Annotated in this window: 15 protein-coding genes and 1 pseudogene; 3 read left to right on the forward strand and 13 right to left on the reverse strand. The window is 67.9% G+C overall.

Annotated elements, in window-relative coordinates; genetic code table 11:
- Positions 1–13: 13 nt before the first annotated feature.
- The 12 genes from E4N63_RS04475 to E4N63_RS04530 all read right to left on the reverse strand — a co-directional run bounded on the left by E4N63_RS04475 (position 14) and on the right by E4N63_RS04530 (position 13,084).
- A complete protein-coding gene (locus E4N63_RS04475) occupies positions 14–1,483 on the reverse strand; it encodes an amidase family protein (RefSeq protein ID WP_230239943.1) in 1,470 nt (489 codons plus the stop codon).
- On the reverse strand, positions 1,467–1,958 hold the full coding sequence (locus tag E4N63_RS04480; protein WP_227957238.1) for a nuclear transport factor 2 family protein: 492 nt from the start codon (positions 1,956–1,958) through the stop codon (positions 1,467–1,469). Before E4N63_RS04480 ends, E4N63_RS04475 begins: the two co-directional genes overlap by 17 nt.
- Positions 1,955–2,986: an ABC transporter permease gene (locus E4N63_RS04485; RefSeq protein WP_019710645.1), complete on the reverse strand. Its 1,032-nt coding sequence runs from the start codon at positions 2,984–2,986 to the stop codon at positions 1,955–1,957. Before E4N63_RS04485 ends, E4N63_RS04480 begins: the two co-directional genes overlap by 4 nt.
- 28 nt (positions 2,987–3,014) lie before the next feature.
- Positions 3,015–4,529, reverse strand: a complete 1,515-nt coding sequence (locus E4N63_RS04490) for a sugar ABC transporter ATP-binding protein (RefSeq protein WP_230239944.1) — start codon at positions 4,527–4,529, stop codon at positions 3,015–3,017.
- Entirely contained in the window at positions 4,526–5,605 is a 1,080-nt protein-coding gene (locus E4N63_RS04495) for a substrate-binding domain-containing protein (protein WP_230239945.1), read from the reverse strand. Before E4N63_RS04495 ends, E4N63_RS04490 begins: the two co-directional genes overlap by 4 nt.
- A gap of 431 nt (positions 5,606–6,036) precedes the next feature.
- Positions 6,037–6,243 carry a hypothetical protein gene (locus E4N63_RS04500; protein WP_157916241.1) on the reverse strand — a complete coding sequence of 69 codons (207 nt, stop codon included), beginning with the start codon at positions 6,241–6,243 and terminating at the stop codon, positions 6,037–6,039.
- A 661-nt stretch (positions 6,244–6,904) separates the two neighbouring features.
- Positions 6,905–7,903, reverse strand: coding sequence for an alpha-ketoacid dehydrogenase subunit beta (locus E4N63_RS04505; RefSeq protein WP_230239946.1), 999 nt, complete (start codon positions 7,901–7,903; stop codon positions 6,905–6,907).
- Positions 7,896–8,852, reverse strand: coding sequence for a thiamine pyrophosphate-dependent dehydrogenase E1 component subunit alpha (locus E4N63_RS04510; protein WP_230239947.1), 957 nt, complete (start codon positions 8,850–8,852; stop codon positions 7,896–7,898). Before E4N63_RS04510 ends, E4N63_RS04505 begins: the two co-directional genes overlap by 8 nt.
- On the reverse strand, positions 8,852–9,811 hold the full coding sequence (locus tag E4N63_RS04515) for a zinc-binding dehydrogenase (RefSeq protein ID WP_230239948.1): 960 nt from the start codon (positions 9,809–9,811) through the stop codon (positions 8,852–8,854). The genes E4N63_RS04510 and E4N63_RS04515 overlap by 1 nt, the downstream gene beginning before the upstream one ends.
- A 44-nt stretch (positions 9,812–9,855) precedes the next feature.
- Positions 9,856–10,932: a substrate-binding domain-containing protein gene (locus tag E4N63_RS04520; RefSeq protein ID WP_227957243.1), complete on the reverse strand. Its 1,077-nt coding sequence runs from the start codon at positions 10,930–10,932 to the stop codon at positions 9,856–9,858.
- Positions 10,933–11,039: 107 nt separating this feature from the next.
- Positions 11,040–11,855, reverse strand: coding sequence for an IclR family transcriptional regulator (locus E4N63_RS04525; protein ID WP_230239949.1), 816 nt, complete (start codon positions 11,853–11,855; stop codon positions 11,040–11,042).
- Positions 11,852–13,084, reverse strand: a complete 1,233-nt coding sequence (locus tag E4N63_RS04530) for a M20 family metallopeptidase (protein WP_230239950.1) — start codon at positions 13,082–13,084, stop codon at positions 11,852–11,854. Before E4N63_RS04530 ends, E4N63_RS04525 begins: the two co-directional genes overlap by 4 nt.
- Positions 13,085–13,229: 145 nt before the next feature.
- Between E4N63_RS04530 and E4N63_RS04535 the strand changes: the two genes are divergently transcribed.
- The 3 genes and pseudogenes from E4N63_RS04535 to aac(3)-VIII all read left to right on the forward strand — a co-directional run bounded on the left by E4N63_RS04535 (position 13,230) and on the right by aac(3)-VIII (position 16,214).
- Positions 13,230–14,534 carry an aspartate aminotransferase family protein gene (locus E4N63_RS04535; RefSeq protein WP_230239951.1) on the forward strand — a complete coding sequence of 435 codons (1,305 nt, stop codon included), beginning with the start codon at positions 13,230–13,232 and terminating at the stop codon, positions 14,532–14,534.
- Between the two features lie 338 nt (positions 14,535–14,872).
- A pseudogene (locus E4N63_RS31410) lies at positions 14,873–15,229 on the forward strand (transposase family protein); the annotation flags it as partial.
- Positions 15,230–15,350: 121 nt separating this feature from the next.
- On the forward strand, positions 15,351–16,214 hold the full coding sequence (aac(3)-VIII, locus tag E4N63_RS04545; protein WP_230239952.1) for an aminoglycoside N-acetyltransferase AAC(3)-VIII: 864 nt from the start codon (positions 15,351–15,353) through the stop codon (positions 16,212–16,214).
- A 38-nt stretch (positions 16,215–16,252) separates the two neighbouring features.
- Here the strand turns inward: aac(3)-VIII and E4N63_RS04550 are convergent, their stop codons facing one another.
- Complete coding sequence (locus E4N63_RS04550) at positions 16,253–19,912, reverse strand: hypothetical protein (RefSeq protein ID WP_230239953.1); 3,660 nt, start codon at positions 19,910–19,912, stop codon at positions 16,253–16,255.
- Positions 19,913–19,922 lie beyond the last annotated feature (10 nt).

The raw sequence follows: 19,922 nt of genomic DNA on the forward strand, positions 1-19,922 counted from the left end.
CTCATATCTCCCCTCAGCGTTCGAAGTGACAGCCGGCCTGCTGGTCGGCACTGGCGAGCCGCTGTGCGAACCGGAGCAGTTCCTCGTCGGCGTTGTGTCGGCCGACGAGCATCGCCCCTACCGGCAATCCTGTGGAAACAGCGACCGGCACCGACAAAGCCGGGTGGCCGGTGACATTGAAGGGGCCGGTGTTGCCGAGCACCCCCCAGCCGCGGGTCGTGCGCTCGATATCGCTCAGGCCCTCACCAACCGGGAGCGCTCCACATGGTGCCGTCGGGAGCACGAGGAAATCCGCCCCCTCCAACGCCGCGTCAACGGCCGCGATCAACCTCGTACGCGCGGCCAGGCCGCGGCCATACGCACGGCCGGGCTCTCTGCGCTGAAGTTCCTCCGCTGCGGCGAGCGCGAATCTGAACGAGGGCGACAGGCGGTGGATGTGATCGGCTACTCCCCGGCTCAAATGCTGCTGAAGTTCCTCCCAGTAGAAGGCGGGGCCGGTCCATGGAGCAGACGTCCCGCGCAGCGTGGCCAACGCGCCCTCGATGAACAGAGCTGCGGGCACGGGCCCGTGATCGGCCGGGTCGAAGCTGGTCGGCTCGACGATGACGCCGCCGTCCGACCATGTCCGGAGCGCCCGCTCCAACAGCGCCCGCGTTCGGTCTTCGGCGTGCAGCAACGAAGCGGTCACCACACGTACCGTCACGGGTCCGGATGCGGCCGGAAGCGGACGGCCCCATGGGGCCTGACGCCCGTCGAGTCCATCGGGACCGTCGAGAACCGCCAGGACACGTCCCATCAGCTCGGGGGACCGGGCGAGGATCCCGATGTGGTCAAGCCGGGCTTCCATGCCTACGACACCCGTGTAGGGGATTCGCCCGAAAGTGGGCTTCAGTCCATAGACCCCGGTCCAGGCCGCCGGCAATCGCACGGATCCGCCCTGGTCGGTGCCGATCGCGACATCGATCCCGTCGAGAAAGAGGGAAGCCGCCGCACCTCCTGACGACCCTCCGGCCAGGACCGCAGGATCGTGGGGATTCCTCACAGGTCCGTAGTAGCTGGTGTCGCCGGCGCCTGAAAACGCGAGGTCGTCCATATTGGTGACCGCCCGGATGCTCGCGCCGGCCTCGAGAAGTCTGCGTGTGACGGTGGCGTCCCCTGAGGGAATGAACCTCTGAAGCGCGGCAGAGCCTGCCGTCAGCGGGATACCGCCGATGGCTACGGAGTCCTTCAAGGACACCCCGATGCCCGCGAGCGCACCCGAATCGGCATCGGCGCTCACGTCCACCCAGCGAACGACGGCGTTGTACGGATCTTTCTGTGGAGCAGCCTCCGCGCGAACACGCGTGACCGTCCGGGGAAGCAGGGGAGCCGGAGGCAGCGCTGCCGCCGCCTCGCAGAGCTCTTCGACAAACGCGCCGTCGCCGTCTCTGCTGTGCCGCTCGGCACAGGGCAGCGATGGCTCCCGGCTATCTCGGCTCATCATGCACGAACCCTTCGCTCCCGAAGGCCCAGCCCGCCTTCAGGGTCCCGACGTAGGAGAACTGGACGCGGACCGCTGAGAACCGCCACCGGCCGTTCTCGACCCGAAGCACGTCTACGTACTTGCCGACAGCGACGACGGAATCCGGCCCTCGGGAGGCCAACTGGAGGAGATCCCATCGCCCTTCTGCGGTGGCCAGCATCGCGTCCAGCTGGACCCGCTCGTTGCTGAGCAGGTGAACTGCCCACGGAAACACATTGTCCCCGATACTGGTCATGAACTTGGCGATCTCCCCCCGCCCCCGCACCGCCGGATAGGTGTTGCTCTCCCACACACCGTCCTCGGTGAACAGGTTGGCGATCGCCGCGCCTTCGTAGCCGGTGTCGCAGAGGTCCGCGTACGCCGCTTTCAGCTCGTGTATCTCATCGCGCGCCTCGAGCCGTGCAAGGCGACGTTCCAGGTTCGCTGAGCTGTTCATCGGCGTGCTTCAACCAGTGCGCTGAAACGGCCTGAGGTGAACGCGACGGCGGCGAGCAGGACTGTGCCTTTCAGGAGCGATTCGATGTAGAACGGCAGCCCGAACTGCTGCAGGCCCGCAACCAGCGCCGCGAGAACGAGGACAGCGGCTACGGTTCCGATGACGTTGTAGCGACCGATCGTGTAAATGGCGGCCCCGAGGAAGACGGCCGCGAACGCGGGCAGGAGAAAACCAGCTCCGACTTGCGGGTTGCCAGACCCCAGGATCGCCGCCTCGACCACCCCTGCGAATCCCGCGACGGTGCCCGACGCGATGAACGAACCCACCGTGAGCCGCTGCGTCGGCAAGCCGGCGAGCCGAGCGGCGTCCTGGCTGTCGCCCATGGCGTACAGGTACCGGCCTGTCGGCGTCTTCTCCAGCACCCACCAGATCACGACGCAGAGCAGTGCGGCCAAGATGACCGGGAGCGGGAGGCCGAAGACGCGGTCACCGAGCGCGCGGAAGGAGGCGGGGACGTTGGAGGCGAAGATGGAACCGTCCGTCCACCACAGCGCGATCCCCAGGGCGATGCTTCCCGTGGCGAGGGTCGCGACCATCGAGTTGATCCGCAGCCATGCCACGCTGAATCCGTTGAGCGCCCCCACAGCGGTGCCGGTAAGCACGCCGGCCAGGCACGCAAGCCAGGTCGGCGCTTCGAAGAACTGGAACGCTCCGACCGACACGATCATCGAGAGGGTGAGAACGCTCGCGACCGAAAGGTCGAAGTAGCCTGCGACGAGCGGGATGAGCATACCGACGGCGAGCATCAGGCCCACCGCCTCGTTGCTCATGATGGCGGTGCCGTTCGCGATCGTCGGATACGTCCGCGGCAGGAGAATGCTGAACAGTGTGACGATGACGACCAACACGTAGAAGCCGTACCAGCGAGGATCCGCGAATCGTGCGAGCACGCCGCGGTGCGGTGCCGGCGCCGTGCCCCTGCCGGCCGACGGTGTAGCCGTCGAGGTCTTGTTGTCTGTGACAGTCATGGCCTTGGGAGTCCTTCTGAGTTTCGCTTCACTCGTCCGTTGCGGCGAGGTGGAGCAGCTGGTCTTCTTTGATTGCGGCCGGGTCGACTTCCCGCCGCACCCGGCCTCTGCGCATCACGAGGATCCGGTCGCTCAGTTCGAGCAGTTCACCGAAATCCGACGAGACGACGATCACGCTCAGCCCCTCTTCCGCCAGATGCTTGATCGCGGTGTGGATCTGCACGCGGGCATGGACATCAACGCCTTGGGTCGGCTCGTCCAAGAGCAGGAGCGCGGGTGAGGTCCGCGCCCATCGCCCGATGATCGACTTCTGCTGGTTGCCACCGCTGAACAGCCGGAACGGCTTGTCGGGGTCACAGGGTCGGACATCGAACTCTTCCATCGTCCTGAGAGCCGACTCGCGCTCTCCCCGCTGGGGAATCCAGTAGGGGCTCGCGTACTGCCTGACCGACGCGACAGTGACGTTGTCCGCCATCGACATCTGCGGGAACGAGCCGTGCCTCCGCCGGTCTTCAGGAATGAATCCGACCCCGGCGCGGCGCGCGGCGCGCGGGTTGCCCGGCTTCAACGGCCTGCCGTTCAGCTCAACGGTGCCGTCTCGGGTCTGAGCGCCGTAGAGGAGGCTCAGAAGGGTGCTCCGGCCCGAGCCGAGCAGACCCGCGATGCCAAGGATCTCGCCGGTACCGACATCGAGCGACACTCGGTCGACCCGCCCCCCGGACACCTCTCTGGCGCGGAGAGCGGTACTCGACGACGGTGGTCTCCGCCGCGCTGCCGTGGACTGCTCTGCGACACCCTCTTCCCCCACCATGAGCGAGGCAAGTTGTGGTTTGTCCAAGTGCGAACTGTCCGTTGTGGTGATCAGCTTCCCGTCGCGGAGCACGCTCACGCGATCCGCGAGATCGAGAATCATGTCGAGGTCATGCGTGATGAACAGGACCGTCACGCCTTCGGCGGCGACACGGCGCACCATGTCGGAGACGAGTGCGACCTCGTGCTTGGGAAGGGACGCGGTCGGCTCGTCGAGGACGAGCAGGCGGACCCCCCGGTCACTCCACTGGTACTGCACCGCGCGGGCGATCGCCACCATCGTTCGTTGCGCCTGAGACAGACCGCCCATCTGCGCGCGCGGACTGATGTCGTCGACACCAAGCCGGGCAAGAACCTCTGCGGCCCAGGCTCTCTCTCGCTTGACGTCCACCCTGCCGTGTGAACTCCGGGTGTACCCCGCGCCGACGGCGATGTTGTCCGTCACGGTGAGATGTGCGAAGGAGACCGGGTCTTGATGCAAGAACTGCAGCCCCAGCTCACTCGCCTTCGACGGCGTCAATTCTCCCGCGCCGGCGCCGTCCACCAGCACAGCGCCCGCGTCCAGGGAGTGCACACCCGCGAGGACCTTGACGAACGTCGACTTCCCGGATCCGTTGAGGCCCGCCAGCGCATGGATCTCACCGCGGGTGAACGAGATGCTGACGTCGTTCAACGCACGCTGAGCACCGAAGATCTTGACAGCGTTCCGGACTTCGATAGAGGACTCGGTCATGTCCGATCAACACCCCAGAGCTTCAGGTACGCCGACTTGAAGTCGACATCGCCGTCCCAGAGCCCTTCGATGCCCTGCTCGATCGCGACTGCGTGATCGATGAGCTTGACAGCAAGGGCGTCGGCAGCGGGCTCGGGAGACTCGCCGGCGAAGATGCGGTTGAGCGCGTCGACGTTCGACCATCCAATCCAGTCGAGAGCTACCGCGGTCGTCGCGGTCTGTCCGTCCTGATGACGGATCGATGCGATGCTCGTCGAGGTCCCTTCGGATCCGAGCACGATCTTGTCCTCGGCACCGATGGCGCGAAGGCCCTGAAGAACCGCAGGAACGGCGTAGTCGTAGTCGATGTAGACCGTGTTGAAGTCGGGGTGCCGCTGCGCCATCTGCTGAACCATGCGCGGCACCGCTGTGGCAAGGTCCGCGAAGGTGAAGCTCTGGCTCTCGAGAATTTCGCAGGTCTCGCACTCTTCAAGGCGTCCCGTGAAGGCGTCGAATCTCGCCCCGAGTACCTCGAAGCCCGTATCGTGGAGCACGAGCGCTTTGACATCGCCGTCGGTCTCCGCGATTGCATAGTCCGCCAGCAGCGAACCGGTCTCCTCCCAGACCGTGCGACTCGGGATGCCAGAGAAATCCGGCAGATCGGACTGAACGGCCGACGACGCGATGACGGTGACGCCGTCCTCCCGAGCCTGCTCGAGCGAACCCCGGATCGTGCTCGGATTGATCGCGAAGGTGATGATCGCATCCGGATGGAGCGTGAGCGCTTGACGCACTGCCGCGTTCTGGCTGTCAGCCGTGTCCTTGCCGTCGATCAGCTTCACTTTCCAGCCGATTGCCTCCGCTGCTTGCCGCGCCGCATAGGCTGGCTGAGCGCAGCCCTCGGACGCGACCGAGCAGGGTACGAGCACGACGGATTTGTCCGGCTGCGCCATCGGGCCGCTATCAGGCACCTTGGCCGCGATCGGTGCCTTGGCGGCCTTCAGGCGTTCACGCGCCGCCTCGGCAGCCGCCGGGCCCGCGGTGCCGCCTCCTGCCGCGTCCCCTTGGGAGGACTGGCAACCCGCCAGGATGATCATAAAACTCAGCGCAGCTCCCGCAGCACCGAGAATTCGTTTCCGAGTTCTCATTCCTGCTTCCTCAGTGAGATCTTGCGCTCCGTCGCTGGAGCTACGTCTTTCACGCCTTCTCGTGGTGATTTCGGCAAGTTGCTGATTCTCCGCAGGACGCCTGTCCTCAACATCCAGAGGTTCCTCGGAGCCGTGTCACCGCCTGTTCTCCGTTCCAAATCCGCTCCCGGGGGCCGCCTGGATCCTGAGATCCGAGAACGGTGCGGTCCGTCTGCCGGTCGACCTGAGGCCTGTGTGACGGTCGCGACCGCTTGGTCGACGTCGATGTGGAAACGATGTTGAAGACGGATTCCGGCGGTTCGTCGGCTGAACCGGACGGGGCATCGCCGTGGCACGGTCGGCGGACATGAACCCTGCTCTTCCGGGGCCCTGCATCGCGCTCATTCGGCGAGCCGGGATGTGAACGCCTCGTGGTGCGCTTCGAGAACCTCGAAATCCGTGTCGCGCACCACGAGCGCTCCGACCTGCCCGCCGGTTGCCGCGGCCGAGTCCGCAAAGAGGGATCCGTTGTCAGGCCGGACTCGCTCTGACACTTCCCAGGGAGCGGCGAGGCCGGTCTCCAGCACCTGAGGCGCCATGGTGACCACGCCCTGAGCGTGCTTGCGCGAGAGCGCCTGGAGGGCCGGCCTCAAACGGCCGTGATCACGGAGTCGCCGTAGAGGCGCTACCGGGCCGGCTGGTTCCGGGGCTGCGGCACACGCGGGGAGCACCATAAAGCGGGACCTGCGAGCGCCGCGATGAGTACCCCGCTCCAAGGCTTGCCATCCATGTCGTGGCTCCTTCGTGTCTGAAACACAGGGGGTCAGCCGGCACCGCGACCAGGCGGGCGGGCGAAACGGTCAGCCGCCCAATCCGCCGGGTGGGGCGCCGTGGACGCTAAGGCGCGGAAGGCGCCATCCACGTGCTTCCCGAACGACCTCGTTCGTCCATGTGCCGGCGAGCCGGCCCACCGTTCCTTCACGGCTGCTCCTGTCGACGCAGGCCGACAGAGAACGCCACGATCCACGCATAGACGCGCGGTCTTCAAACAAGGGCCCGCGATCCTGACGTGCTGCGCGATCGCTGCCTGTCCTTCGGAGTACCCGACCGCTGGGCTGCTCTCCCCTGTCCCCGTCCTCGTGGACACCTGAGCGATCTCAGCGGGAGGCAATCCGTCATCGCACAGCGCCGGGCAGCACGCCTGCAGACGGTTGATCTGCTGCCCGGCGTGCAGATCTTGGAGCGGGCATTCCTTCATCAGAGGAACCTTCAGGCGAGGCTGAGCGTGCCGTGCACAACACGGCGAACCGCATCGGCAATGGACTCAGCGCTGGGGATGACCGCGGCAGCGAGGTGCGGGGCTGCCGGGATGCGGACATCGGGCGTGCCGACCCTGGAGATCGGGGCGCGCAGGGTGATCCCGTGCTCGGCGATCCGCGCGGCGATCTCGGCGCCGACGCCACCCACCGTGTGGGCCTCGTGCGCGATGACCACTCGCCCCGTCCTCTCCACGCTTGAGAGCATGGTGTCGTGGTCGAGCGGACGAATCCACCGCATGTCAATCACCTCGGCATCAATCCCCTCGCGTTCCAGCACGAGGGCCGCGTCGAGCGCTTTGAACTGCATCGCGCCCCACGTCACGACTGTGACGTCAGCGCCCTGGCGACGGATGCGGGCGCCATTGACCGGTTCGACCGGGCCACCCAGCACCACCTCGGCCTTGCCCGCGTGATAGAGCGTTCGGTTCTCGATCACAATCGTCGGGTCGTCACTCCAGATGCTGGTGAGGAGAAGGTCGTACGCGTCCTGATGAGTGGCCGGCATGCACACCTGGAGGCCTGGGACGTGCGCGAAGATCGCCTCGAGCGACTGTGAGTGCTGAGCACACGCACCTGGGGCGTTCCCCTGCTGTGTCCGCACCGTCATGGGTGCGCTCAAGGCGCCTCGCGAAAGGTAACGGACGTTCGTGGCCTGGTTCACGAGCTGGTCGAGAGCGACGAGCGAGAAATCGGCCCACATGATCTCGACGACGGGTCTGGCCCCGAACATCGCGGCACCGACGGCGCCGCCCAGGATGGCCGCTTCGGAGATCGGAGTATCGAACACCCGGTCGCCGAACTGCCGGTGCAGGCCCTTGGTCACGCCGAAGACTCCGCCCGGTTTTCCGACGTCCTCCCCGAACACGAGGACTTCGGACCGCTCTGAGAGTGCGCGCGCGAGAGCCGCGTTCACCGACTCCGCGTACGACAGCTTCTTGATCTCAGACATACAAGTGCTCCAATACGCTCGTGGTGGGCTCGAGCCGATCTGCGAGCGCCTCCGCAGCGGCACGCTCGACCTCGTCGGCAACGGTCTGCCGGATCTGATCCAGCGCGCTCTGTGGCACTCCGTCACCGCGCAGACGTGCTTCGATCCGGACGATCGGCTCGGACTTCGCGATCTCGTCCAGTTCGCCTTCGGGCCGGTAGTGCTGAACATCGCCGATGTAGTGACCGACGAGCCTCTGCGTCATCATCTCCAGAAGGACAGGCCCGAGTCCGCGGCGTGCGCGGGCAACCGCCTGGTGCATCGCGGAAGCGACAGCAACAGGGTCGTTCCCGTCGACTTGGGCGCCGGTCATGCCGTAGGCGTTCGCACGGCGGAACAACTGGTCCACTCGCACCATGTCGGCGATGGGGGTGAGTTCGGAGTAGGAGTTGTTCTCGACGACGAAGATCACCGGCAGTCTCCGGATGGAGGCGAAGTTCATCGCCTCGTGCACGGCACCCTGGTTCATGGCGCCGTCACCGAACGCCGCCACCGCCACCCGCCCTGACCCGTCGTATGTTCCGGCCAGGGCGGCGCCGGCCGCGATCGGAGCGCCCGCCCCGACTATCGAGTTTTCTCCGTAGAACCCGTATGCGGGAGCGGTGAAGTACGCAGACCCGCCCCGGCCGCCGCTGATACCCGTCTCACGCCCGAGGAGCTCAGCCAGGATTGCCCGCATCGGAACCCCACACGCAACGGCCCAGCCGTGCCCCCGGTATGTCGGGAACACAGCGTCCCGTGTCAGGTCGAGCGTCGCCACGGAACCGACATAGATCGCCTCTTGTCCATTGCACAGATGGACCGAACCGACGATGTCATTGCCGGCGCGCAACTCCGCGACCTTCTCCTCGAGCGCGCGAATCCGCCTCATCTCCGTCAGATAAGCGGTGAGGCCCTGGGTGTCGCTCATCAGACGCCCCCCTTCCTGTCGCCAAGCGCTACGGCGATCTTTGCTACGTGTGTGCTGGCTTCGAGCGCGTGAAGGGCTTCGACAGCCCCAGTGAGCGGGTACTCTGCCCCCACAACCGGCCGGATCCCGTGCTCGGTCACGAACTCGAGCATCGCCGTGTACTCCTTCGCACTGGCCATGGAGGTTCCCGCTACGGAGATCTGGCGGAAGAAGAGGTCTCGCAGATCCAGTGCTGTCTCCGCGCCGGTGGTCGCCCCGATGCTGACGAAGCGACCGCCCGGCCGCAGGACCCGCAGAGCCTCGTCGAAGACCGCCGTCCCGACCGTGTCCACGACGACGTCGACGGGTTCGACCTCCGAAGACCACTGAGCACCGGTGACCACTGCATGGTCCGCCCCGCGGGCGACCGCGTCGTCAAGGACGGCTCGTCGGCGCGACGTCACGGTGACTTTCGCCCCCACCGCCTTCGCGAAGTCCATCGCCAGAGCGGCTACACCACCGCCGATACCGGGAATCAGAACGTGCTCCCCTTCCCGGAGCCGGCCCACCGAAAAGAGGGCCCGGTACACAGTCATGCTCGCGAGAGAGAGAACACCTGCCTCGACCTGACTCAGATGTGCCGGCGGGCGTGCCAGGTTCGACACGGGGACGACGACGTACTCGGCGAGCGTCCCCCAGCGGGGATCGCCGAGGATTTCGGGGACCGGAGGAACCTCATCGGGACTGTCCCAGCCGAGACAGGGGTTGATGATCCACTCGCCACTGAGACCGGATGTGTCGACTCCGGGCCCGGCGTCGACGACGACACCCACTCCATCCGATCCCACGACCAGGGGCGCCGACTTCTCGTCTCTCGCGTTCAGGACGAAGATGTCGTGGCGATTGAGACCCGCATAGGCGAGTCGCAGAAGGACCTCCCCCGGCCCTGGTACCGGTGTTTCGACCTCGGAGAGCGACACATTCGCAACGCCCGGCCCTCCGGAATGCACTGCGGCCCGCATCATCACGATTCGACTCCCCACCGCTTGAGATAGATCTTCCGGTAGTCGGAGTCGCCATCCCACATCCCGTCGATCTGGTCGGCGTTCTCCGAAGTGATCAGCTTCACCCCCAGCGGATACACCGCCCGCGCGGGGTCCTCGCCCGCCCACATATGGGTGAGCTGATCCACGGCGGCCCAGCCGATGCCCTCCAGCGAGAAGGCCGTCGTCGCCGTCTGTCCGCACTCCTGGGCAATGCATTCTGTTGCTTGAACCGTGCCGTTCGAGGCAAGAACGGTCTTGTCCTTGACGCCCAGCGACTTCAGCGCCTGCAAGAGAGGGGGCACCGCGTCGTCATAGTCCACGTAGATCGTGTTGAAGTCCGGGTGACGCTGTACCAGTTGCTGCACCAGGCGGGGCAGCCCCACCGCGAGATCCGCCGCGGTGAAGTTCTGCTCTTCGAGCACTTCACACCCCGCGCATTCGCCCAACCGATTCACGAACCCCTCGTAGCGCGGCCCCAACACACTGAAGCCGGTGTCGTGGAGAACGAGGGCCTTGACCTGTGCGTCGTTCTCGACGATTGCCAGGTCCGCCAGGAGCGATCCGGTCGTGGTGTAGACGTCGGCGCGGGGATTCACCGAAGAGGCGACCAGATCCGACTTCTCACCCGCCGAAGAAATCACGGGCACGTCCTGGTCCCTCGCCGCCTTGAGGGACTGCTGGATCGTGGAGGGATCAATGGCGAACGTCATGATGGCGTCGGGCCGCAGACTGAGAGCCTGCATGACCGCGGCGTTCTGGTTGTCGCCTGTTCCCTTCCCGTCGATCATGTGCGCCTTCCAGCCGAGCGCCTCGATCGCCTGCCGCGCGCCGATGGCGGGCTGGGTACACCCAGGTTGACTCTGGTTGCACGGGACGAGGACGACCGAGCGCTTGTCAGTCCCAGCGGCGACCGCGGACTTGGACCACTCGGCTTCAACCGGAGCCGTGGCGACGCGCACCCGTTCGGCGGCAGCCGACAAGAGTTTCGCGTCGTCGCCCTCACCTGTGGCTCGCTCTCCCGCTGTTCCGCAGCCGGACAGGATTGCCACGGTCATGAGGAGGGGGATCGCAGCCCACCGCTGGGGTCTTCGACTGCGCGACTGGCGCCTGCTGTGCATTGTGCTCTCCTTATTCGGCGATGTCCGTCTGACATCGGAATCGGTCATGGTTGCCCTGGGTGGTGCCGGCCCGCCGTCACTGCGTCGACCGGACGCTTACCGGCAAGGAACCGCGTGGCCATCGCTGCCGCCTCGACGACCGCTGCGACGAGAGTCGGCTTGAGCTTGGCGAATCGGATGGTTGGAACCGAGACCGTGTACGCGCCCGCGGGAGTGCCGTCAGGCGACACAAACCCCGAGGCGACGCACTGCACGCCCTCTGCGAACTCCTCGCGATCCATCGCGTAGCCCTGCCGTCGTATCTGCGCAAGCTCGACCAGGAGTTCCTCGTAGTCCGTGATGGTCGCCGGAGTCAGCTGGGCGAGCTTCACTCCCTTGAAGAGGGCCTCGACCTGGTCGCCGGGGAGCAGAGCGATGATTGCCTTGCTCGAAGCCCGCGCGTGGAGGTCCCCCCCGAAGCCCACTTCGAGCTTTCCCACGTTCGTGGCCTGGGTGCCCGCCAGGTAATGCTGCAGGATGGCCGCCCCGTCCTGCCAGCGGGTGATGTAGCTCGTCTCACCGCCCGTGACGTTGTGGAGGCGGGCGAGGATGACACTGAGCTCGGGGACGACGGCGACGCGCTTCTGTATCTGCCGCGCGACCCAATACGCGTGGGGCCCAGGCTCATACTGGCCGTCCGGCTGGCGGGCCACGTGCCCGGAAACCGCCAGAGTGCGAAGAATGTGATAGCAGGTCCCCTGCCGCAGCCCGAGATCTCTCGCGATACGCTTCGCATTCGCGGGCCCGTGCTCGCAGATGTACTCAAGCACGGCGAGTCCGCGCTCCAGCGTGGAGAGTGTTGTCGTCTCGGGAACACTCATACCGCACCTGCCAGAGCGATCGCCAGGACCTTGGCTGCGGTGAAGACATCGGCAACGGCGATGCTCTCGTCGGGCGCATGTGCAAGGGCCACGTCTCCGGGCCCGAAGATCGCCGTCGGGATTCCGCGGCCTCCGTAGAACGCCGCATCCGATCCTGCGGTGAACGCGGCGATCGTCGCCGCGCCCACGACATGCTCCTGGGCGCGTACGAGAGACTGAACGAGCTCATGCTCCCGAGGGGTCTCCCACCCGCGCAGACCGGCGTTGCCCCACTTCACGGCCGCGGGATGGTCCCGGAACCAGTCGTCATCCTCGGCGAGCGACTCGAGAGCCGCCGAGATGGCGGCGCGAAGCCCCTCCGGATCCTCTCCGGGCCTCAAGCCCATGCGGCCGGACATCGTCGCGAAGGCGGGGATGGAGGCCGGGTAGTCGCCGGCGGCGATCTTCCCGATTGCGAACGGGATGCCCGTGGGGACGTCCTGGAAGAGCTCGTGGGAGTACGAGTCCGACCGTGCGGCGGCAAGACGCCGCAGCCGATCACGGGCGGCCAGAAGCTTCTCGAAGGCGTCAACCCCACGCCAGGGTGCGGACGTGTGGGCAGCCATCCCGGAGACCTCCACGGTGAAGAACTGGAGGCCGGTGCTGAGCGGGACGATATGGCCGCCGGATGGCTCCATCACGATCACCGCGCTCGGAGCCTCACTCTCGGCCTCCACCATGAGCCGCGTTCCCACACCGGTCTTCTCCTCACCGATGACGAGTTCCAGCCGGATGTCACGCAGGGGCTGCGCACCGCAATCCTCAAGAGCCGCCAGCGCGAGGACGGCCGCGGCGATACCGCCCTTCATGTCGACAGAGCCACGCCCGTAGAGACGCCCGTCCCGAACGTGACCGGAGAATGGTGATTCCCTCCACTCCGACGGATCACCGGGAGGCACGACGTCGACATGCCCGTTCAGGACGGTCAGGCCGTCGCCTGCGCCGGGACGGTAAGCGACCACATTCGCCCGCTGCCCGACACGTGGCTCGTCGGCACACAGGGCCGAGCCTGCCAACGGCACTGAGCGGACCTCCCAGCCGAGGGCGCGGAGCTCTCGTTCATAGAACTCGGTGACCGGCTCTTCGTGGCCCGTGACGCTCTGGCACCGGACACTCTCCGCCAGGAACTCGAGGAACTCCGGCGCCAGCCGGGCAACCGCCGTCTCGATGCGACTCGCGACACTTTCCATGACCACCCCTTCCTCGCTCCGGTCGATTACTCGAAACTACGAGCGCCCTTGTTGGGGCTTTGCCCATATGAACGCAATGTTCGAATATTTGAAATCTTACCCGCGGAACGAGGAGCGGAAGAGGTCACGGCAGTAGCGTGGCACCATGCTGGAATCACAGATACCGGGTGCTGACCTGCTCAGTCGGCACAAGCGCGTCATGCCCGACTGGATGGCCCTCTACTACCGCGAACCGCTGGAACTGGTCGCCGGCGACGGCAGACATGTCGTCGCCGGCGACGGCCGCACCTACCTCGACTTTTTCGGCGGGCTGCTCGCGACGATGGTGGGGCACAACGTTCAGGAGATCGTCGAAGCTGTGCGTGCGCAGGCCGGGAAGCTCTTGCACTCCTCGACGCTCTACCTCATCCGGCAACAGGTCGACCTTGCCGAAAAGATCGCTAAACACTCCCGCATCGACGACGCTCGCGTCTTCTTCGTGAACTCCGGCAGCGAGGCCGTGGAGACCGCGTTGCTCTTGACCACGGCGGCGGCCAAGAGCAACCAAGTGCTGGCGCTGCGCGGGAGCTACCACGGCCGGACCTTCGGAACAGTGGCCACAACCGGGATCCGCGCCTGGTCGGCGACAAGCCTGAGCCCGCTCCAGGTGAGCTATGTCCACAGCGGATACCGGTATCGGAGTCCCTTCGGACACCTTCCCGACGACGGGTTCACGGAAGCGTGCGTCGATGAGCTCCGGACAATCATCGAAACCACGACGAGCGGTCGGGTCGCCTGCATGATCGCAGAACCGATCCAGGGCGCCGGCGGCTTCGCCTCTCCGCCCCCAGGATTCTTCCAGCGCACCAAGGCCGTGCTCGACGAATACAACATCCCCCTCGTCTCCGACGAGGTGCAATCGGGCTGGGGTCGCACAGGCCGCGCCTTCTTCAATATGCACGCACATGGTGTCACGCCAGACGTCATCACCTTCGCAAAGGGTCTCGCCAACGGGCTTGCCATCGGGGGCGTGGTCGCGCGCCCCGAGCTCATGCATGCGATCGAGGCAAACTCGATCTCAACAGCAGGCGGCAATCCCATCGCCATGGCTGCCGCCAATGCCACGATCGACTACATCCTTGATCACGACCTCCAGTCCAACGCCGCTGCCCGCGGAGATCAACTGCTTGCGGGGCTGCGGAAGCTTGCGGAGAAGTACCCCGCCATCGGGGACGTCCGCGGTGAAGGACTGATGATCGGCGTCGAACTGGTCGTCCCCGGCACCAAGACCCCCGATGCCGCCTGCACACTGCGCGTCTTGGAGCGCGCGCGAGAACTCGGTCTCCTTATCGGACGGGGCGGACTGCTCGGCAATGTGCTGCGCGTGACTCCCCCGATGACGGTCACGAGCGACGAATGCTCCACCGCGCTCGAAATACTTGACCAGACCCTGGCGCAGACGCCCGAATAGGCCTGCCAAGGTTCAGTGAAGTCCTCTCGGTAGCGTGACGGTTGCGGTGGGCCGGATGACTTACTGAGATTCCACGCGCGATGTCGCAGACCGCCTTGCGCTTGAACTGCGAAGGCGGTTGGCCATAAAGCGACATGACGCCAAGATCATCAGTAGCGCTTGTCTCACGTGGCAAGTGGTGCGAGCTTCTTGTAGCAGGTCAGTCCTTCTGGTCCCTATCGGGTAACGCCTTCCGGGACCCGCATCCTGCGGGCCGACTCGCAGTTCTACAATGCTGGGTTCATCGCCGCCTGCCACCGGGCCGGCGCCTGCTTCTCGATCTGAACTGGGCATCTTCGTTGTATGGCTGGGTGTTGAGGGCCGAGCGGGGTGTGGGTGGAGACGTTCACCGGGCTGCGGTGGATTAGTTGGGCCGGCTACTGAAAGCGGTCCGGGAACGTGGTGGCGAGGGGTGTGGATGGGGCAGGCCGTGGCGGCTCCCGCTGGCCGAGCGGGTGCTGCTGGTGGCCATGTACTACCGCACGAACCTCACCACGCGGCAGCTCGCCCCGCTGTTCGGCGTCTCGCCCGCGACCGTGTGCCGGGGCGTCCAAAGGCTCGGTCCGCTGCTCGCGCTCGAGCCGGCCCGCACCTCCCGGGAAGCAGTCGAGCGGCTGTGGATCGTGGACGGCACCCTTATCCCGGTCCGTGATCGCGTCGACGGCTGTCCATGATCGCCACCGCTTCCGACGATGCACCCGCGCACGCGGGGATGACAGCGGCCGGAAACCGACCACGCAGGGCGGGCTGTGCCCGTGTGCCGTTAGGTTCAGGTGCGTGGACGAGAAGGAACTGATCGAGCGGGCCGGCGGCCCGGTGACCCGCGGCCGTCTGGTGCGCGACCTCAGGGCACTGGGCGTGTGCGGCGGCGACACCGTTATGGTGCACACCCGCATGTCCGCGGTCGGGTACGTCGTGGGCGGCACGCAGACCCTCATCGGAGCGCTCCTCGACACCGTCGGTGACGCCGGCACCCTCATGGCGTACTGCGGCTGGAACGACGCCCCACCATACGACCTCGCCGACTGGCCGCTGGGGTGGCGGCAGGCGGCCCGCGCCGAATGGCCCGCGTACGATCCGCTGTTCAGCGAAGCCGACCACAGCGTCGGCCGCGTCCCCGAGGCGCTGCGGCACTGGCCCGGCGCCGCCCGCAGCCGGCACCCCGACGCCAGCTTTGTCGCTGTGGGGCCGGCCGCCCACCGGCTGATGGACGACCACCCGTGGGAAGATCCGCACGGCCCGGACAGCCCGCTCGCCCGGCTCGCCCGGGACGGCGGCCGGGTGTTGCTCCTCGGCGCCCCGCTGGACGCGCTGACACTGCTGCACCACGCAGAGGCCCTGGCCGAGGCCCCTGGCAAGCGGTATGTCGAGTACGAGCAGCCTGTCATCGTCGACGGGCGTCGTGAGTGGCGGCGTTTCCGGGACATCGATACCGAGACCGAGGCCTTCCCGTACGGGCGCGTGGTGCCCGAGGGCGTGTGGCCGTTCACGGTCATCGCCGAGGACATGCTGGTTGCGGGCATCGGCCGCACCGGCCGGGTCGGCGCCGCCCCCAGCCATCTCTTCGAGGCCCCGGACGTGGTCCAGTTCGGCGTCGAGTGGATCGAGAGCCGGCTCGGGGAGGCGGCCGACGACCGCTGAAGCCGCCGGCCGCCCGCCGAGGAGTGGCCGATGGCCCGTCAGACCGCCGGCATTCCCGCACCGGTCTTCGCGCGGATGTCGCGGCGCAGCCGCCCGCCCACCGCGGCAGCGGCCGCCGCCAGCAGTTCCTCCCGGCGGGGCCCGTCGCCGTACGGCACGACTTCCAGATCCGCCACGAGTCCTGTCAGCAGCCCCGCTTCCGCCAGTACATCCGCGTACCGGTGCGCCAGGTACTGCTTGCAGCGGCGGTGCGCCCGTGGCCGGTCCGCGAGCCGGCGGGCCACGTCGGCGGCGTTCGCCTCCGACACGACCAGCCAGGGCGCCCTCCGCAGCAGCGGCCCGTCACCGCCGGGCCGCCCGGCGAACGCCCGCACCACCGCGTCCCTTGCGTCCGCGCGGGCCAGGAGCGCCGCGCCCAGCACGTCGGCCCAGCCCGTCGGTTCCGCAGCGGCGAGTGCTGCCGCCGTCGAGTCCGGGAACCGGGCCGCCACAAGGAGCGCCAGTTGTTGCACCACGTTGTGCGCGGCGATCCAGTCGCCCGGGTCCTCCGTGGCGGCCAGCCGCCGCCAGGCCGCGTCCAGCCGCGCCAGCGCGCCCTCCGGGCCTGCGGCGGAGGCTGCCAGCACCTCGGCGCGGATCCGTTCCTCCGTACAGAGCATGCCGACGGCGGTGCCCAGCGGAAGTGTCTCCAGCGTCTCGAACAGCTCCGAGTCGTCGTAGACGAGCCGGTAGTCCACAAGCGCCCGGAATACCTGTGCCCATTCCGGTTCCCGGAAGGCCTCCGGCAGGTCTGCCACGTCCTCGGCGGGCACGTACGAGAAGTCGTACGAACCGTCGAAGAGCGTCCGGAACACGCCCAGGGCGAGGCGCATCTGAGAGAGCGTGAGCCGCTCCATGCCGGCCGGGGGACGTGCCTCCACCTGAAGCGTCCACGTCCCCGCCAACAGGACCCGCTCGCAGCGGAACACGAGTTCCGGGAACCACGTGCCGCATCGGTCCAGCAGGACCGTCAGACCGGTCAGCCGTCCCGCCTCCTCCTCGGTGACGTCCGGCGGCTCAGTCCACTCGCCCTCCACCCGGTTCGGGCGGAACAGCAGGCTCGCCTTGTGGATGCCGAGCGGGACGTCCAGCTCGACCGCGTCCCGCGTGAACCGCAGCAGCTTGTTGCCGCCCGGGCCGAACCGGTCCGACAGCCGCTGGAGTTCCCGTACCCCGGAGGGCGCCCGCTCGGCGGGGTAGCGGGGCGTCCTGGCCAGCAGCCACTGGTGCAGCACGTTGTGCAACTGGTGCGGATTGGCCGGCCCGTCCCCGGCGTCGGCCGCCGCCCGCTCCAGCAGTCGGCTCCACGTCAGCTCCTCGTCCAGGCCGAAGTCGTCCGGCACGGGTTCTCCGCGCCACGCCACGACCCACGCACCGAACCCCTCCACCGCACGGCGCTCCCCGGGCGTGAGGCCGAACGTGCCCACCAGGTCCAGCCACTGCTCCAGCACGTCGAGGTACGCGCGGTAGAGGCCGGGCTCCGGGTGGTCGACCAGTTCCAGCAGCAGGCGTTTGAGAGTGCTGTCGTAGGCCTCGATGAGGTCGCTCCTGGTCAGGTCCAGCAGCACCGCGTCCCCGCCGTCCCACGTCCCGGCGGCCGCGTACGCCCGGTAGGCGTCGTTCAGCGCACAACTGCGCTGCGCCGCCTCCTGCGGGTCGGCGGCCGCCAAGTCGACCCGGCCGCGCTCCACCGCCAGGTACCGTGCCGCGAACTCCTCGTCCCCGGCGGCCGCCGCGAGCAGCCGGTGTGTCTCCGCGGGCGGCGCCGATGAGCGCATGGCGAACCGGCACAGCGCCTCGGTGCGGGCGGTGTCGTCCAGCGGCAGGGCTGCCACGGTCCGGGTGAGAATGTCGTCGCGCTCGGCAGCCGAGTACACGTCCAGGGCGTGCAGGGACGACGCCAGGGACGTCACCGCGTCCAGCAGGGCGAGGCCCGCCTCCGTGCCACGCCCGCCGTCGTCCGCGAGGGCGCGGGCCGACGCGAGGACGGTTTCCAGCGCCGTGTCCGATACCGTGCCCGCCGCTTCGAGACGCGCCACCGCGACGGCCGTTCGCACGTCGGCGGCGCCGGCCGCCCGTGCGGCCCCCAGCCCGCGGGCGTACGCCCGCGCCGCGTCCGGCAGCAGCTCCGCCACCCGCTCTGCCGGCAGGCCACCGTCGAGCAGCACCTCGGCGCAGCGGGCCGTGAACGCCGGCGACGACACCTGGGCGCCCCGCCGGATGAACACGTCCGGGGACGGCAGGAAGCTGTCCAGCACGATCCGGTCCCGCACCCGCGGCGGCAGGTGCGGCAGCTCGTACAGCCGGCCGACGCCCGGCATCAGCGCGAGGGTCGGCCCGGTACCGTCCGTCCGCGCCGCGGCTGCCGCGCCCGTGGCGTCGGCCGGTGCGAACAGGAGTCGGCAGCCCTGCGGGACGGCCGACATGCGCCGCGTTCCCGTCTCCACCGCCGGGGGACGGCCGGTGCCGAAATAACACTCCTGCGTCCACGGGTCGGCCAGCGCGTACGACGCGGTCTCCGGGATGTCCTCCGGGCGACCCCGCAGCACGGCGACGCCCTCCTGACGGAACATCACTGCGGCGTGCTCGCCGGGGCCGCCGCGCTCCACCAGGACATGCCCGAGCCGCCGTCGCTGATCAGGTTCGAGGCGCAGGTAGCGGCTCCAAGCGTCCTCGAGCCTCACCGACATGAGGAACGACGAGGCGCGCACCCGGCGCGGCGGCACGAGGATGTCCACGGGCGCGGCCGCGCACGTGCCGCGCCAGACGTCCCGGCACGCGTCCGTGAGGACGTCCAACGAGGGCTCCGGGTCGAACGCGGTGGCCGGCCGGATCTGCACCAGCCGCGTCCGCGTGGTCTCCACCCGCCGCAGCAGCGCCCCGCGCCACAGCGTCGTACCGGGCAGGCCGGTCAGCCAGGCCAGGCTGTTGTCACCGTCGCCCAGGCGCTGAGCGGAGGCGAAACCGAAGCCCAGCGACAGCTGGCCGACGAGCCGGTCGTCCGGCGCGAGCTCGGTGAGCCCGGTGACGGACACCGTGCCCGCGTCGGTCTCCAGCACCCACTCGGAGTCCAGGCGCGGCATGCCGAAACTGTGGTGGAGCCGCGTCAGCAGACCGCTCAGCGCGGCCACGTCCGCGTCGTCCAGCAGCGGTGTCTCCGCCGGGGAGACCGGCTGGTCCGCCACGACGGCCCGAGCCGCGTCCACGGTGTCGTCCGCGTCGCTGACGAGCGGCTGGACGAACGCGGCGATCGGGGAGGGGCGGTATCCGGGGTCGGTCAGCCGCTGCTGGGCGACGGCGTGCTCGCCGTACCCGCTGAAGACGACCGCTGCGACCGTGGCGTACAGGTCGTCGGGACGCGGGCACACCAGGCTCTCGTAGCCGCCCGCGTTGACGTTGTCCTCCTGGTCCTCCGCGCCCGAGCTGCGGACGATCCAGGGTCCCTCGCCGCACACCTCGCGGAGCAGTGCGGCGAGACCGGGGTGCCGCTCGCGCAGGAATCCCGCGTACCCGGCAACGAGTTTCTTCTGCGACGTTCCCTCCGCGTCCGCCGCTGCGATGAATTCCCGGGCGTCGGCAGGGTTGAGCGGATACACCGGAAGGGCCACTTCGATGAATTCCGGATCGTGGTACAACCGGAGCAGTCGGGCGCATTTCATGCCGTATTTC

This window comes from Streptomyces sp. MNU89 (assembly GCF_020982505.1).
GTDB lineage: Bacteria > Actinomycetota > Actinomycetes > Streptomycetales > Streptomycetaceae > Streptomyces > Streptomyces xinghaiensis.

What these genes read in the sequence shown, in the direction of transcription:
- E4N63_RS04530 (WP_230239950.1), bottom strand. Translation starts at nt 13,084, where the DNA reads ATGGAAAGTGTCGCGAGTCGCATCGAGACGGCGGTTGCCCGGCTGGCG.
- E4N63_RS04535 (WP_230239951.1), top strand. Translation starts at nt 13,230, where the DNA reads ATGCTGGAATCACAGATACCGGGTGCTGACCTGCTCAGTCGGCACAAG.
- E4N63_RS04485 (WP_019710645.1), bottom strand. Translation starts at nt 2,986, where the DNA reads ATGACTGTCACAGACAACAAGACCTCGACGGCTACACCGTCGGCCGGC.
- E4N63_RS04495 (WP_230239945.1), bottom strand. Translation starts at nt 5,605, where the DNA reads ATGATCATCCTGGCGGGTTGCCAGTCCTCCCAAGGGGACGCGGCAGGA.
- E4N63_RS04505 (WP_230239946.1), bottom strand. Translation starts at nt 7,903, where the DNA reads ATGTCTGAGATCAAGAAGCTGTCGTACGCGGAGTCGGTGAACGCGGCT.
- E4N63_RS04475 (WP_230239943.1), bottom strand. Translation starts at nt 1,483, where the DNA reads ATGATGAGCCGAGATAGCCGGGAGCCATCGCTGCCCTGTGCCGAGCGG.
- E4N63_RS04480 (WP_227957238.1), bottom strand. Translation starts at nt 1,958, where the DNA reads ATGAACAGCTCAGCGAACCTGGAACGTCGCCTTGCACGGCTCGAGGCG.
- E4N63_RS04550 (WP_230239953.1), bottom strand. Translation starts at nt 19,912, where the DNA reads ATGAAATGCGCCCGACTGCTCCGGTTGTACCACGATCCGGAATTCATC.
- E4N63_RS04510 (WP_230239947.1), bottom strand. Translation starts at nt 8,852, where the DNA reads ATGAGCGACACCCAGGGCCTCACCGCTTATCTGACGGAGATGAGGCGG.
- E4N63_RS04520 (WP_227957243.1), bottom strand. Translation starts at nt 10,932, where the DNA reads ATGACCGTGGCAATCCTGTCCGGCTGCGGAACAGCGGGAGAGCGAGCC.
- E4N63_RS04525 (WP_230239949.1), bottom strand. Translation starts at nt 11,855, where the DNA reads ATGAGTGTTCCCGAGACGACAACACTCTCCACGCTGGAGCGCGGACTC.
- E4N63_RS04490 (WP_230239944.1), bottom strand. Translation starts at nt 4,529, where the DNA reads ATGACCGAGTCCTCTATCGAAGTCCGGAACGCTGTCAAGATCTTCGGT.